Raw genomic sequence first — 14,240 nt, forward strand, 5'->3', positions numbered from 1 at the left:
AACTTTGGATAATTGGCGCTGAGCAACATGCTGGCATGATGTGCGCCGTCAGGATGATCAATAAATCCAAGTTGTATGAGAGTCTCCCAACTTGGCGTCTCAACACTAGCCGGCGTCACTAACATCAAAGCTTCTGTGGCAATAACTTGACAACTTATCGTCTCTGACGCTGAAATAGTTGTCATAAAACCTATGTCAATCTCATGATTAACAAGTGCCTGTTCGATATCTGGATTTGGAGCAAAACGATAATCAATGATGAGCTTAGGGTGCTGCTGTTGTAATGACAATAGTTTGGGATAGAGCTTCAGCCCAACACTACCAGGTGACATTAAGCGCGCCTTACCTTCAAATGCTGAGTCATGACTAAGCTGCTGCTCTAAATTAGATAGCTTTAACAAGATACCCGAAGCCTCTTTATAAAGCGTCTTGCCAGCATGAGTTAGCGAGAACTGCTTCCCTTGGCGTATGAGTAGTGCGATATCTAACTGTGATTCAAGTTTACTGATATGTTGGCTAACCCCAGATTGCGTCATGTGTAAGCGCTCAGCCGTACGAGTGAAATGGCCAACTTCTACCAAAGTACAAAAAGTACGTAACCAGGTGGTATTTATCATTACAAACCATACTTATATTTATAATAAATGATAATTTTACGTAATAAATATAACTTTGTATAGTAGCTCCAGGTTAAATAATAAACCTATCAAACAGGAGCAACAGTAATGAGTAATATTTATCCTAGAAGTTTTTCACACATCGGCCTATCCGTCCCAGACTTAGCAGCAGCGGTGAAGTTTTATACTGAAGTTATGGGCTGGTATACCATTATGGAGCCGACTGAAATCGTTGAAGATGACAGTGCAATTGGTGAGATGTGTACCGAAGTGTTTGGTGCTGGCTGGGGTAGCTTTCGTATTGCCCATTTATCGACGGGTGATCGCATCGGTGTTGAAATATTTGAGTTCAAAAATCAAGAAGATCCTGAAAATAACTTTGAATACTGGAAGACAGGTATCTTTCATTTCTGTGTTCAAGATCCAAATGTAGAGGGACTTGCTGAACGTATTGTTGCCGCTGGTGGTAAGCAGCGTATGGAAAAACCGCGTTACTACTATCCTGGCGAGAAGCCTTACCGTATGATTTATATGGAAGACCCGTTCGGCAACATTGTTGAGATATATAGCCACAGCTATGAGCTTATTTATAGCAAGGGCGCCTACTAAGTTATAACTATAGCAATAGGTTTTTCAAAGCGGTCTTTATAATACGTAAAGGTCGCTTTTGGCGTATCGCAACTCGGCTAAAAAGCGGTAATGTTAACAAGGGTTACAAATATTTGAGCAATCATTCAATTTATATTTGAGTGATTGCTCAAAATAATTTATAGTGCTATCAGTGAGCGCATTGAGTCAGATAACCAGACGTTACTTGCATTATCTGACTTAGTTTCTAGCTATCCATCAAACCCATCTTAATTTCACTAAAATATTTTGCTAAGGATTTTATATGACCGATTTTACATTACACAATATAGAGACTGCCCCAAAAGACAGCCATGCTTTACTAGATAACTCGCTTAGCGCCTTTGGTATGATTCCAAACTTACACGCCGTTATGGCTGAAGCGCCTGGTTTGCTTGAAGGGTATCAGCGCCTTCATCAACTGTTCTTAGACAGCAGCTTTGACGATGAAGAAACCACCGTTGTTTGGCAGGCTATTAACGTCGAGCATGAATGTCATTACTGTGTGCCTGCCCATACTGGTATTGCAAAAAGCATGAAAGTGGATGATGCGATAACCGAAGCATTACGTAATGAGACGCCACTACCGACGTCTAAGTTAGAAGCATTACGCGACTTCACGCTCTCTGTCGTCCGCAATCGTGGTAATGTCGATAATGAGGCAGTACAAGCATTTTTGGACGCAGGTTTTACTAAGCGCCAAGTATTAGAGGTGGTATTAGGGGCAGCGCAAAAAGTAATGAGTAATTACACCAATCATCTTGCCAATACCCCAGTAGATAAACCGTTTGAAAAATTTGAGTGGCACAAAGCGGACTAATATTGTAACTAATCTGAGAAATCGATAACTCTGATTTAACTATCAGAACCCAACTAAAAAAGAGCAACTTGAAATATCAAGTCGCTCTTTTTTTTATTAATTTATCACCAGCGCCGTAAAACCACATCCTTCTAGAGCGTGGATATCAGGCGTCAACCGTTGTCACCTAAGATTAAAAGCACCTTGATACCCAAACCCATTGAGATCATAATTATTCCATGAAAACGCTCAAACTACGCATCAAAGACAAACACGCCAAGCAGCTCAATATCTTAGCTGGTGCGGTCAACTTTGTCTGGAATTACGTCAATGAGCTTAGTTTTAAACATCTTAAGCGCACAGGCAAATTCTTTTCAGCCTATGACTTGGCCACTTACACCAAAGGCGCAGGTGAATACCTAAATCTGCACAGTCAGACCTTACAAGCTATTAGTGAGGTTCACGCTAAATCCCGTAAGCAATTTAAAAAAGCCAAACTCAACTGGCGCACCAATCACCCAAAGGCCAAACGTAGATCATTGGGCTGGATTCCTTTTAAAAAGACCGCCATTAAGCACTTAGCAACCCGTCAATCAGGCAAGAAAAGCCTTAAGTCCACTATCCAACTAAGCCTCGCTAAGGGTAAAAAGCTCACAATAGACCTATGGGACAGCTATAACCTAGCTCTGTACCGCATCAATACTCTGGAGCTAGTGCAAGACAATCGCGGCCACTGGTATGCCTGTATCACCGTTAAGGACTTTCCTAAGGTTAAAGGTGGTGATGGTAAGGTTGGTGTTGATTTAGGGTGTAAGGATGCTGCTACCAGCAGCCAAGGCGACAAGCTAACCATTAAGCAAACCCAGAAATGGGCTAAAAAACTTACCATTGCCCAAAGAGCAAACCATAAAAAGCGCGTAAAAGCCATTCACGCTAAGATAAAAAACACTCGTCAAGACTTAATTCACAAGTTTACCACCAGTCTGATTGAGGACAACGCCTTGATAGTGGTCGGTAAACTTCAATCAAGCTCATTTACTTCAAGCAAACTAGCTAAGTCTGTCTATGACGCAGGATGGTTTGAGATGAAGCGACAACTGGACTATAAATGCAAGTATGCAGGTTGTCACTATATCGAAGTTAATGAAAGTTACACCACCCAGACTTGTTCGTGTTGCGGCTCACGCCAAAACAGTCCGAAAGGTAGAGCAGATCTTGGAATCAGAGAATGGATATGCGAGTGCGGTGTCACTCATGACCGCGATATTAACGCGGCCAAAAACATTCTTGCGGTCGGGCTTGACCGTCTTGTAGAAGGAATCCCCTCCGTTTAGGGAGGGGAGGAAGTCAAAATAATTAAGGGCTAATAAAGCAGTTTAATTAGCAAGCGCATCATGTCGCAAGTTTTCTATGGAGGTCGCCATATCTTCTGCCAAGGCATGCACCGCTATACTATCTACATCACGCTGAGCAAAAGCACGCAAGCCCATCACCTCAGCCTGTACTCGGCGCCCAAGTCGATTTGCGTCAAGATCACTATCGAACTCCCCTATGCGCTGCGCTTCTACAAAACATTCTGTGAAGCGCGCCTCCATGCTAGCGAGTAGTTTTTCCACCTTCTCTAGCGCCACTTGTTCACGTGCCCCAAGCTCAAGCAAGCTTTTGACGAGCATACACGCGCGACTGGGCAGATCTTTATCACGAATACCGCCAAGCTGACGCATAAAAGCGGCCAGTCCCAACAGCGGCGACTGATGATTGGCTAGTATACGTTCAAGCTCAGTGAGTGAAGATTGCGCATAGTAATCCAGTGCTTCTTGGAACAGGCCATCTTTGTTACCAAAAGCGGCATAAATACTGCCCGGGCGCATGTCGAGAGCGTGTTCAATATCTTTTAAGGAAGTAGCGTGAAAGCCCTTTTGCCAAAACAGCGCGATAGCACGTTCTAACGCTTCATGGCGATTATATAAAGTAGTTCGCGACATAATATAGTCCAATCTAAAGAGCGGTGACCTCAAATGATGAGATAAGCACGGCAGCACAATTTGAATGATTACTCAATTTTATCTTGAATGATTGCTCAAGTCCAGTTAAAGTAAGATCAGCTATCGACCTCATATGTCTATGGTAGTTGTCGCTATTATTAGTATAGTCTTTGATTACCATATCTGCCATGACTGAAAACGGAGTTTCTATGTCCTCTATTCCATCGCCCTCGATTATCGTGTTCGACGTTAATGAAACCCTACTCGATATCGAGACGCTGACCCCGTTATTTACTCGCCTATTCGATGATGACAATATGTTAAGAGAATGGTTTGCCCAATTGGTGCTTTATTCACAAACCATGACCTTATCGAGACTTTATGCGCCCTTTGGTGAGCTTGGCGTTGGTGCCTTACAGATGACCGCCGATATTCATAAAGTCTCGCTAACAGATGATGATATCGACGAGCTAAAACAGCGCATGAGTGAGATGCCTGCTCACGCTGATGCCGTGCCTGCATTAACTAAACTATGTGATGCCGGATTCAGGCTAGTGACGTTGACCAATTCAGCGAGTAGCGCCTCCCCGACGCCGCTTGAGAAGGCGGGTTTGAGTACATTTTTTGAGCGCTCTTTTAGCGTTGAGAGCATCGAGAAATTTAAACCTGCACCTGAAACGTATCAGATGGTTGCAAGCGAGCTATCTGTTGAGATGTCAGAGCTGTGCCTTGTCGCTTGTCATCTTTGGGACACAATCGGCGCGCAAGCAGCGGGCGGCCACGGCGCGTTTCTGACTCGGCCTTATAACGCGGTTCTGCCTGCTGCGAGTGTACCAACGCCAGACTTTATGGCTTCAGATCTAGTCACGCTGAGCGATCAGATTATCGACTATCAACAGTAGGAGAGTTTCATACTGATCCCATATTAGCCAAGGCTTATACTCACCTCAATTATGATTAATGAACAATGAACAATGAACAAGCACATATAACAAACTAGTCGATTGAGACTGGTGATATTAAACACTTAAACGGATAAGGATAAACCATGCAATCAGATAACACGAAAAAACTTCGCGCCGGTAGTCAGTTTCCTGACATACAAGTACAAATGCTTGATGGCGAGATGACTTCATTAGGCACACCAAAGAATGGTCACGATTGGAAGTTAGTGGTGGTTTATCGCGGTAAACATTGCCCGATTTGTACCAAATACCTCAATCAATTAGAAAAAATTAAATCCTCATTTGCTGATGCAGGTGTGGATATCCTTGCTATATCAGGCGATAGTAAACCGCAGTTACAGGAGCATTTAGAAGAGCTAGTAGATATCAGTTTCCCGATAGCTTATGGCTTGACCGTTGAGCAGATGAATGAGCTTGGGCTGTACATCTCAGATCCACGCTCAGAAAAAGAGACCGATCATCCCTTTGCCGAGCCTGGCGTATTCGTTATTAATGCTAAAGGCAAGATTCAAATCATTGACCTCTCGAACGCTCCGTTTGCAAGACCTGAGCTTGAAGCGCTTGCTGAAGGTTTATCTTTTATTCGAGAAAATGACTACCCTATCCGCGGTACACACGGTTGAATGTCATTATCCATAAGGGCTAATCGTGTTTGCTAATCCTAAGTCGAGAACACCGCTGATTTGGGATTACCACATCACCATCTTTGCGGCGCCGATTTCCAGCTGCTGTGACACGCTTGACTTTGCCTTTTGTCGGTAGGCGACCCTGTGTGCTACAGAGGTGGACTATAGCCAATTTCATATAGTGGTATGCTTCTACTTATCGCAGATTAATTTTGATTCCCTACAATAACTTATACTAAGTGGCGAGTGACGTATCTAGTTATTAGCCTTAAACACTTGTTACTATCTATTAAAAATCCCCATAAGTATCAGCTTACGGGGATTATTTTGCACTTTATAATTAATGCTGTTCTGCTATGTCGCTGTCTTTTTATACCACTGCTTAGCTAGCGGCTTGTGCTTGCTGGTACTTACGTACATTACTGCCATCTTTACGGGTAATCGTAAATCCAGTAAAGCCAAACATTATCGTCAGCAGCAGCGATAAATAACAGAAGAATGCATAGGGCAGATAATCAAGCACTGGTACTTCGAGCGCTTGGCTGATAAACACCCCGCATACACTCCACGGCACCAATGGATTGATGACCGTACCCGCATCCTCAATGGTACGCGATAGGTTTTTGGGATGTAAGTTCAAGCGCTCAAACGTCGGACGAAAGGCAGTGCCTGATAACAGGATACTGAGGTACTGCTCACCGATGAGCACGTTGATGCTAAGAGCTGCCATAGCGGCGGCAAAAATGGCGCGACCTGAACTGGTCAGCATATCTCTAATACCCAATAATAACGCAGGCAAGATACCCAAAGCGCGCAGCAAACCGCCTAAACTCAATGCCAATATCACAATGGTTTGAGTAAAGAACATACTCTGCATACCGCCACGTGAAATCATACCGCCTACTTCGCCAAGCTCCAAGTTTTCGGCAGGCGCATAGCCACCGAACATATAGCCGCCTAATTGCCCAATGCTCGGCATACTATGTAAATAGGTAATAATTAAAGCGCTAGCAATGGTGTAGATGATAGTATAAATGGCGTTCACTCGGCAAAGCGCCAAAACGACTAATACGATAAATGGTATAACAGAATAACCATGGACTAAGCCGCTATCGACCAGCTGCGACTGCAATAGCGTCACTTGGTCTAAATTACCACTGCCGGCTTGCCCAGAGAAAAACCAAAACAATCCTGCGGTAATAAGCCACGCCGGCACTGTGGTATACATCATATTGCGTATGTGCTCGAATAAATCGATACCCACTACAGAAGATGCTAGTGTGCAAGTATCAGATAACGGCGACATCTTATCGGCAAAGAACGCACCTGAGACGATAGCCCCCGCAGCGATAGCGACATTGGCATCAAAGGCATTACTCATGCCAATAAATGCCACACCGATAGTAGCAGCGGTAGTCAAACTACTGCCCAAGGCAATGCCAATAATCGAGGTTAAGACGAAAGCGGAGATATAATAATACTGCGGCGAGATGAGCTCAAAACCATAATACATAATGGTGGGAATGGCCCCTGACATCATCAGCGCGGCGACTAGTAAACCAATAAAAAATAATAAATAGATCGCGCCGATACCACTGACGACGCCCGATGACATTTGCTCTTGCATTTTCTCAAAGCTTAACCCTTTAAACATACCTAGGGCGAGCAAAACCGCGATAGCAAGCATTAATGACAGGTGCGGCACCCAGCCAAAGCCGATCATGGTGACACCCATAATCGCGATGACGGCGCTGGCAATGATAAAGGCTAATTTAGGGGATAGCTGGGTAAGTACTTGTGGCGGCATAACACATCCTTATGTTGCCTGTTTTTGTTAAAGCTCTAAAATAGAGGCTTAAATGATTAAAAACAAACGGCTAAAAGTCTAATAGTAAATAACAAGGATTAAAGAACAGTAAATATTTTCAAAAAAAAGCGTTTCCAAAAAAATCACTACTAAAACAAAACTAGCGCCTTACTCATCCAGCAAAGCATCAGTCTTTGCCGCCATCACAAAATCGTTCTTGTGCAAACCCTTGATACTATGCGACCACCACGTGACCGTCACCTTGCCCCATTCAACAAGCATACCTGGGTGATGGCCTTCAGTTTCAGCAACCTCAGCCAATTGATTGGCAAACGCCATCGCCTGTGCAAAGTTTTTAAGTTTATATTGACGCTCTAATTGCTGAATACCATCGACATCAATCAATGACCACTCAGGAATTTGCTGTAGCAGCTCTTGAGCTTCTGACTCGCTAACTTTTGGCGCGCCGACACGGCAGACTTCACAGCTGGCTTGGGATAATGCGGACATAATAGTCTCCTTTTTTTAATTTTTCTCTATTGATAATTTTTTTGAGGGTTAATTGTTTTTAAGCCTACTTTATTTAATAGCTATTGATCTTTAGGATTAAAGCCTATAGCTGAATAATCAGCTAGCTACTGCTCAGCATAAGCGGGTGCAAACAGACCCATACTCATGGCTTTTTTTACCGCGCCCATAATATCGCTATTTACGATATCAAATAACGTATCCAAATCATCAATGACATAATAAATAGGCTGGATTTGGTCAATACGGTAAGGGGTACGCAGCACATCGATCAAATCAAACGCTCGGCATTCGGGTTCATCGCTCAATGCGTAGATAGTCTCAGACGGTGAGCTTAAAATGCCGCCCCCATAGATTCTGCGGCTCTCTTTGGTGGCACCCATCAGACCAAACTCTATAGTGAACCAATAAAGACGCGCCAAAAACCAGCGCTCCTCCTTACTGGCATCAAGCCCTAGCTTGCCATAAGTCTCATTAAAGGCGGCAAACGCAGGATGGGTCAGCAATGGGCAATGTCCGACAATTTCGTGGAATATGTCAGGCTCTTCGATATAATCCATGTCCTCGAAGCGGCGGATAAAAGTAGCTACGGGAAAGGACTTATTGGCCAAGAGTTTAAAAAACTTGCCAAAATTAATCAGCGCTGGTACTGCTGCGGTCTGCCAGCCAGTAGTAGCTTGTAGCACTTCATCGATAGCAGAGAGTTGAGGGATATGAGTAGTAGATAGTTGCAGCTTTTCTAAACCATCTAGATAAGCTGAACAAGCACGATTGGGAATTTGTGCGGCTTGCCGTTCAAGTAGCGTGTGCCACATCATATTTTCATCAGCACTATAATGAATATGCCCATGCTCATCTGGATGACGCCATACGTAAGGCTGCTTTGTATCCGCTTGCTGTTTGTGAGTAGAGACATTATGAGTAGAATCATGGCGAGTAGACGCTCTAGCAGTAGGCGCACTATTGGCGCTACCGGTTTGCTGCATCGTACTAGATAATCGGCGTTCCATGCCCATGCTCCTTTTATACTTATCACAAAAAATATTTTTTTAATCACTGTCATTGAACTTTAATCAGTTAGATAACAGCTTAATAAGGACAGAACAGACTCCTTTTGCCCTGCCCGTTTAGCGCCTTTATTATGGTGTTTCAGTTTCTGACTGACCAACCGCACCACGGCGAACTTGATCGCGCTCAATGGATTCAAACAAGGCTTTAAAGTTCCCTTCGCCAAAACCTTCTTCGTAGTCGCCCTTACGCTGGATAAACTCGAAGAACACAGGACTGCCTAAGATAGTTTCAGAGAAAATCTGTAACAGTAGACGCGGCGAGCCACTCTCCGTCGTACCATCCAATAAGATACCCCGCGTTTGTAGCTCAGAAACATTTTCACCATGACCCGGTAAACGCTCATCTAGCATCTTATAATAGGTATCATTAGGGGCAGTCATAAGCGGGATACCAGCGTCTTTTAGCTTATCGATACTGGCAAGCAGATCATCACAGGCTAAAGCAATGTGCTGTATGCCCTCACCATTGAAATGCATCAAATACTCTTCGATTTGACCGCCGCCCTGCTTTGACTCTTCATTTAGTGGAATACGGATTTTGCCGTCCGGTGCGGTCATTGCTTTACTGGTCAGACCTGTGTATTCGCCTTTGATATCGAAATAACGGATTTCGCGGAAGTTAAAGATACGCTCATAAAAGTTTGCCCAATAAGCCATACGGCCACGGTAAACGTTATGGGTTAAATGGTCGATAACTTTAAAACCATGACCGATAGGATTTCTATCGACATCAGCAAAGAACTCAAAATCGACATCATAGATAGACTCGCCATCTTTATAGCGGTCGATAAGATAAATCAATGAACCGCCGATGCCTTTGATAGCAGGCAATCTAAGCTCCATGACGCCAGTTGGGACGTCAACTGGCTGTGCGCCCATTTCGATTGCACGCTCATAAGCTTGTTTGGCATCTTTTACGCGAAAGCCCATGCTGCAAGCACCAGCGCCATGCTCTTCAACGAAATAGCTGGCTTGACTCTTTGGCTCGCGGTTTAAGATGAGATTGATATCACCTTGGCGATAAAGGGCCACGTCTTTTGAGCGGTGGTTGGCAATATGCGTAAAGCCTAGCTGTTTGAACAAGGCTTCAACGGCATCAGGCTGCGGTGAGGCGAATTCAACAAAATCAAATCCGTTTAAGCCCATTGGGTTGTCAAATAAATCTGCCATTGCAATCATCCTTAATTTCAATCGGTGGTTATAAAGCTAAAATTAGCAAAAATAATATAAAAAGATAGTTTCATCAGTACTGCTTATTGACGATGTATTTATAGTAGAGTAGCTTTATTTATAAGACTAATTGTTTTTTATGATTTATTTATCAGGTTTACTTATGAATATTAGCATTCGCCAACTAAACGCCTTTATCAAAGTCGCTGATAACGGCAGCTTTACCCGTGCCAGCGACCAGATGTATTTGACTCAATCTGCGGTCAGTGGCTTGATCAAAGAATTAGAATTGAGTCTCGGTGTGGTATTATTCGATCGCACCACGCGCCAGCTGTCTCTGTCAGTCGTGGGCCATCACTTGCTGCCACAAGCGCGACGTATCTTGAATGAGATGCAACTGTTTGAGAACGAGGCCAGCAGCTTGACAAGCTTGGCGCAAGGCAATGTACGCCTAGCAGTGTCGCAGTTTGCCGCCTCCTCTATGCCAGCGGTGATAGCGCAATTTTCCAAACACTATCCTGACATTAGCGTGTCGCTATTGGATTGCTCAGCTGAAAACCTACTCAAACATATTCAAGGTATTGAAGTGGACTTAGGAGTAGGTACTGAGCTTAAATTTATAGACAATGAGGACGACATCAAAGCCGATTTGTTATATCAGCTACCATTTTGTGTGGTCATGCCAGACGATCATCCCTTAGCAAAAAAAGCGGACATCACTTGGCAGGATCTATTACTTAGTCCGCTTATTACCCTACAAGGGCCTTTTTTGGAGCAAGTTACCGCTGAGCTCGCTGACGATGTAGCAAGCCATGTGCAGCAGGCACGCTATAAAGTCAACTTTATGTCCACCGCACTTGAGATGACCCGTCAAGGCTTTGGCATTACCTTATGTCTGCCCTACATGCCTGAGGTCATTAATTGGGTCAGCGCTAATGGTTTACAAATGCGGCCATTGGCAAAGCCGAGCAAGATGCGACAATTCTTTATTTATCAGCGCTCGTCACGTGCCTTATCGCCTGCAACTATCGCTTTTAAGGAGTTTTTGCAGCGCTATTTTTCTGATCACTTTGACGACTTGCAGCACAGTTCGTAGTGATTGATTTAATGATATACCATGCTCAGCCGTACTAAAAACAGAATAAACAAAGATAGTTTTAGCCAAGCGTCTCGTTAATTTTTTAAGGTAATGAAATCTCATATTGAGTTCATGGTCAATTTGCTCTATGATTTTTGCCGGCTCGATTTATATTTTGCTGTATAAAGAACACAAGGAAGCAACATGTTTGAACGTATCGATTATTATGCTGGCGACCCAATCTTAGGGTTGGTAGAAAAGTTTTTGGCAGATGAAAATCCTAATAAAGTTAATTTAGGTATTGGCATCTATTATGATGAAAATGGCGTCATGCCAGTGCTTGATTGCGTAAAAACGGCAGAAAAGCGTATCGCTGACTCGATTTCTGCGCGTCCGTACTTACCTATGGCAGGCTTGCCGGGGCATCGCAAAGGCTGTCAAGATCTGCTGTTCGGTAAAGATGCCCAAGTTCTGAAAGATGGCTTGGTTGCCACTATTGCCACTATCGGCGGCTCAGGCGCGCTAAAAGTTGGGGCCGAGTTTATCAATCAGTGGTTCCCGCAATCTAAATGCTACGTGAGTGACCCGACGTGGGGCAACCATATTGCTATCTTTGAAGGCTCTGATGTAGAAGTCGGTAAATATCCGTACTACGATACCGCAACTGGTGGCATCAGATTCGATGAGATGATTGCATTTTTTGAAACGTTAAATAAAGACGATGTGATCTTGCTTCATCCGTGCTGCCACAACCCAACGGGGCTAGATTTGACCCGTGAGCAATGGGATACGGTCTTAAATGTCGTTCAAGCACGTGAGCTGATTCCATTTATGGATATCGCTTATCAAGGCTTTGGCGAAGATATGGACAGCGATGCTTATGCTATTCGTAAAGCTGTGGATATGGGTTTGCCGTTATTTGTCAGTAACTCATTCTCCAAAAACTTATCGCTATATGGCGAGCGTGTCGGTGGCCTATCCGTAGTTTGCCCAACAGCAGATGAAGCTGAGCGTGTCTTCGGTCAGCTAAACTCTATGGTACGCCGTATCTACTCAAGCCCACCGTCACATGGTGGTCATGTGGTCGATATCGTTATGAACGATGCAGCGCTGCACGAGCAATGGATCGGTGAAGTCTATGCGATGCGTGACCGTATCAAAGCCATGCGCCTCAAGCTCAAATCAGTGTTAGAAGCCAAAATTCCGCAGCGCAACTTTGACTACATCACCCGTCAAAACGGTATGTTCAGCTTTACTGGTCTGACCCCTGAACAAGTCGAGCGCCTAAAGAGCGAGTATAGTATTTATATGATAGCTAACTCGCGTATGTGTGTCGCTGGTCTTAACACTAGTAATATCGATTACGTCGCCAATGCTATGGCGGACGTGTTAAAGGACTAAGCAAAGTACTAAACAACAACTAAGCCAATAACCATAAGCTTTAGCAAAATATAGATAAATTAAAAAGGTTGAGCCAGTCTCAGCCTTTTTTTGTGCCCTCTTTTTATAGCTGCTTTTGAAGCTGTTTTATGTATAGCATTTATAAAAAGGCTTGCAATCTGCAATTTGATAAATTACATTATACGTAAGTAATTACCTATATCGTAATTTAAAATATATTCAATTCATATCTAGCAAGGAGCACTTTATGTCAACGATTGACAAAAACCTCACCTCTTTTATCGATGTCGCTAAAGATTCTGATTTTTCAATCCATAATTTACCTTATGGTATTTTTAGTGAAACAGCTAATGAGCAACGCCGCGCAGGCGTAGCGATTGGCGAGCAGGTACTAGACTTGTCCATCCTTGAGTCAGAGGGCTTACTCAGCTTAGAGGGTGGTCCGTATTTTGACCAGCCAACGCTCAATGCCTTTATCGACTCTGGTCGTGATAATTGGACGACAGCACGCAAGACCATCCAAACGCTACTGTCTACTGATAACAAAGATTTGAGTGACAACCAAGACTTAATAGACAAGGCTTTGTTTAAGCAAGCAGACGTCACTATGCATCTGCCGGTACAAGTGCCGGGCTTTACCGATTTTTATTCTTCTAAAGAGCATGCTACCAACGTCGGTACTATGTTCCGTGACCCAAGCAACGCCCTACTACCGAACTGGACAGAAATGCCGGTCGGTTATAACGGCCGCGCCAGCACTGTCATTGTCAGTGGTGACGATGTCGTACGTCCATCAGGTCAGCTAAAGCCTAACGCTGATGAGCGCCCTATCTTCTCACCTTGTAAGCGCTTGGATTTTGAGCTTGAGACCGCTTTTGTGGTCGGTCGTGGCAATAATATCGGTCAGCCGATTGCGGTCGATGATGCTATCGAGCATATCTTTGGCATGGTGCTGCTAAATGATTGGTCAGCCCGTGATATTCAAAAATGGGAATACGTACCGCTTGGACCATTCAACGCCAAAACTTTTGCCTCTGAGGTGTCACCTTGGATTGTGACCATGGATGCTCTAGCTCCTTTTAAGACGCCATGCCCTACCCAAGAGCCAAAGCCGCTAGCGTATCTCAACGAAAAAGAGACCAATAACAGCTATGACATCAATCTATCAGTAGAGCTAATGCCTGAAAATAGCGATGAGACAACGGTTGTTTGTGAGACCAACTTTAAATACATGTACTGGTCGATGGCGCAGCAGTTGACTCATCACACCATCACAGGCTGTAAAGTAGAAGTCGGCGATATGATGGGTTCAGGGACGATTTCGGGGCCTACGCCTGACTCTTATGGCTCAATGCTTGAGATTGCATGGAATGCGACCAAACCTGTCAGCCTAAAAGGCGGTGAGACACGTAGCTTTATCGAAGATGGTGACACCGTCATTATGAAAGGCTATAGCGAAAAAGACGGCATTCGCGTGGGCTTTGGTGAAGTACGCGGCAAAGTGTTGCCTGCGCTGAATTTTAATTTTGATAAATAATGCTTATCTGTCGAGCTTTATACAAGCAAC

General features: G+C 44.1%; 14 protein-coding genes. 8 read left to right on the plus strand and 6 right to left on the minus strand.

Going from position 1 to position 14,240, the window contains the following annotated elements:
- Nucleotides 1-617: LysR family transcriptional regulator (locus tag ACS8E3_RS11400; protein WP_439244287.1), on the minus strand; the 617-nt coding region annotated here is incomplete at its 3' end.
- A 108-nt stretch (nucleotides 618-725) separates the two neighbouring features.
- On the opposite strand from ACS8E3_RS11400, the gene ACS8E3_RS11405 reads away from it, so the two are divergent.
- From ACS8E3_RS11405 to ACS8E3_RS11415, 3 genes are all read left to right on the plus strand, one after another.
- Nucleotides 726-1,226 (plus strand): lactoylglutathione lyase family protein, encoded by a 501-nt coding sequence (locus ACS8E3_RS11405; protein ID WP_439244289.1) that lies wholly within the window; start codon nucleotides 726-728, stop codon nucleotides 1,224-1,226.
- 283 nt (nucleotides 1,227-1,509) lie between these two features.
- The gene (locus ACS8E3_RS11410) at nucleotides 1,510-2,064 is read left to right on the plus strand and encodes a carboxymuconolactone decarboxylase family protein (RefSeq protein WP_439244291.1); all 555 of its coding nucleotides are present in this window, start codon (nucleotides 1,510-1,512) and stop codon (nucleotides 2,062-2,064) included.
- Between the two features lie 218 nt (nucleotides 2,065-2,282).
- Nucleotides 2,283-3,377 (plus strand): RNA-guided endonuclease InsQ/TnpB family protein, encoded by a 1,095-nt coding sequence (locus tag ACS8E3_RS11415; RefSeq protein WP_439244293.1) that lies wholly within the window; start codon nucleotides 2,283-2,285, stop codon nucleotides 3,375-3,377.
- 42 nt (nucleotides 3,378-3,419) lie between these two features.
- Here ACS8E3_RS11415 and ACS8E3_RS11420 read toward each other — a convergent pair whose 3' ends face one another.
- Nucleotides 3,420-4,028, minus strand: coding sequence for a TetR/AcrR family transcriptional regulator (locus ACS8E3_RS11420; RefSeq protein ID WP_439244295.1), 609 nt, complete (start codon nucleotides 4,026-4,028; stop codon nucleotides 3,420-3,422).
- Between the two features lie 209 nt (nucleotides 4,029-4,237).
- On the opposite strand from ACS8E3_RS11420, the gene ACS8E3_RS11425 reads away from it, so the two are divergent.
- A complete protein-coding gene (locus ACS8E3_RS11425) occupies nucleotides 4,238-4,930 on the plus strand; it encodes a haloacid dehalogenase type II (protein ID WP_439244297.1) in 693 nt (230 codons plus the stop codon).
- A 146-nt stretch (nucleotides 4,931-5,076) separates the two neighbouring features.
- Nucleotides 5,077-5,616 carry a peroxiredoxin-like family protein gene (locus tag ACS8E3_RS11430; protein ID WP_439244300.1) on the plus strand — a complete coding sequence of 180 codons (540 nt, stop codon included), beginning with the start codon at nucleotides 5,077-5,079 and terminating at the stop codon, nucleotides 5,614-5,616.
- Nucleotides 5,617-6,001: 385 nt separating this feature from the next.
- On the opposite strand, the gene ACS8E3_RS11435 is transcribed toward ACS8E3_RS11430, so the two are convergent.
- The 4 genes from ACS8E3_RS11435 to hppD all read right to left on the minus strand — a co-directional run bounded on the left by ACS8E3_RS11435 (nucleotide 6,002) and on the right by hppD (nucleotide 10,194).
- Nucleotides 6,002-7,426, minus strand: coding sequence for a Na+/H+ antiporter NhaC family protein (locus tag ACS8E3_RS11435; RefSeq protein ID WP_439244302.1), 1,425 nt, complete (start codon nucleotides 7,424-7,426; stop codon nucleotides 6,002-6,004).
- Between the two features lie 168 nt (nucleotides 7,427-7,594).
- Nucleotides 7,595-7,936 carry a 4a-hydroxytetrahydrobiopterin dehydratase gene (locus tag ACS8E3_RS11440; protein WP_439244304.1) on the minus strand — a complete coding sequence of 114 codons (342 nt, stop codon included), beginning with the start codon at nucleotides 7,934-7,936 and terminating at the stop codon, nucleotides 7,595-7,597.
- Between the two features lie 125 nt (nucleotides 7,937-8,061).
- Nucleotides 8,062-8,964: a phenylalanine 4-monooxygenase gene (gene phhA, locus ACS8E3_RS11445; RefSeq protein WP_439244306.1), complete on the minus strand. Its 903-nt coding sequence runs from the start codon at nucleotides 8,962-8,964 to the stop codon at nucleotides 8,062-8,064.
- Nucleotides 8,965-9,093: 129 nt separating this feature from the next.
- Complete coding sequence (gene hppD / locus ACS8E3_RS11450) at nucleotides 9,094-10,194, minus strand: 4-hydroxyphenylpyruvate dioxygenase (protein WP_439244308.1); 1,101 nt, start codon at nucleotides 10,192-10,194, stop codon at nucleotides 9,094-9,096.
- 163 nt (nucleotides 10,195-10,357) lie between these two features.
- Between hppD and ACS8E3_RS11455 the strand changes: the two genes are divergently transcribed.
- From ACS8E3_RS11455 to fahA, 3 genes are all read left to right on the plus strand, one after another.
- A complete protein-coding gene (locus ACS8E3_RS11455) occupies nucleotides 10,358-11,290 on the plus strand; it encodes a LysR family transcriptional regulator (protein WP_439244310.1) in 933 nt (310 codons plus the stop codon).
- Between the two features lie 186 nt (nucleotides 11,291-11,476).
- Nucleotides 11,477-12,673 (plus strand): amino acid aminotransferase, encoded by a 1,197-nt coding sequence (locus ACS8E3_RS11460; protein ID WP_439244312.1) that lies wholly within the window; start codon nucleotides 11,477-11,479, stop codon nucleotides 12,671-12,673.
- A 247-nt stretch (nucleotides 12,674-12,920) separates the two neighbouring features.
- A complete protein-coding gene (gene fahA, locus ACS8E3_RS11465) occupies nucleotides 12,921-14,210 on the plus strand; it encodes a fumarylacetoacetase (RefSeq protein ID WP_439244314.1) in 1,290 nt (429 codons plus the stop codon).
- The last annotated feature ends 30 nt before the right edge of the window (nucleotides 14,211-14,240 follow it).

This window comes from Psychrobacter sp. 2Y5, from assembly GCF_051847375.1.
Classification (GTDB): Bacteria; Pseudomonadota; Gammaproteobacteria; order Pseudomonadales; family Moraxellaceae; genus Psychrobacter.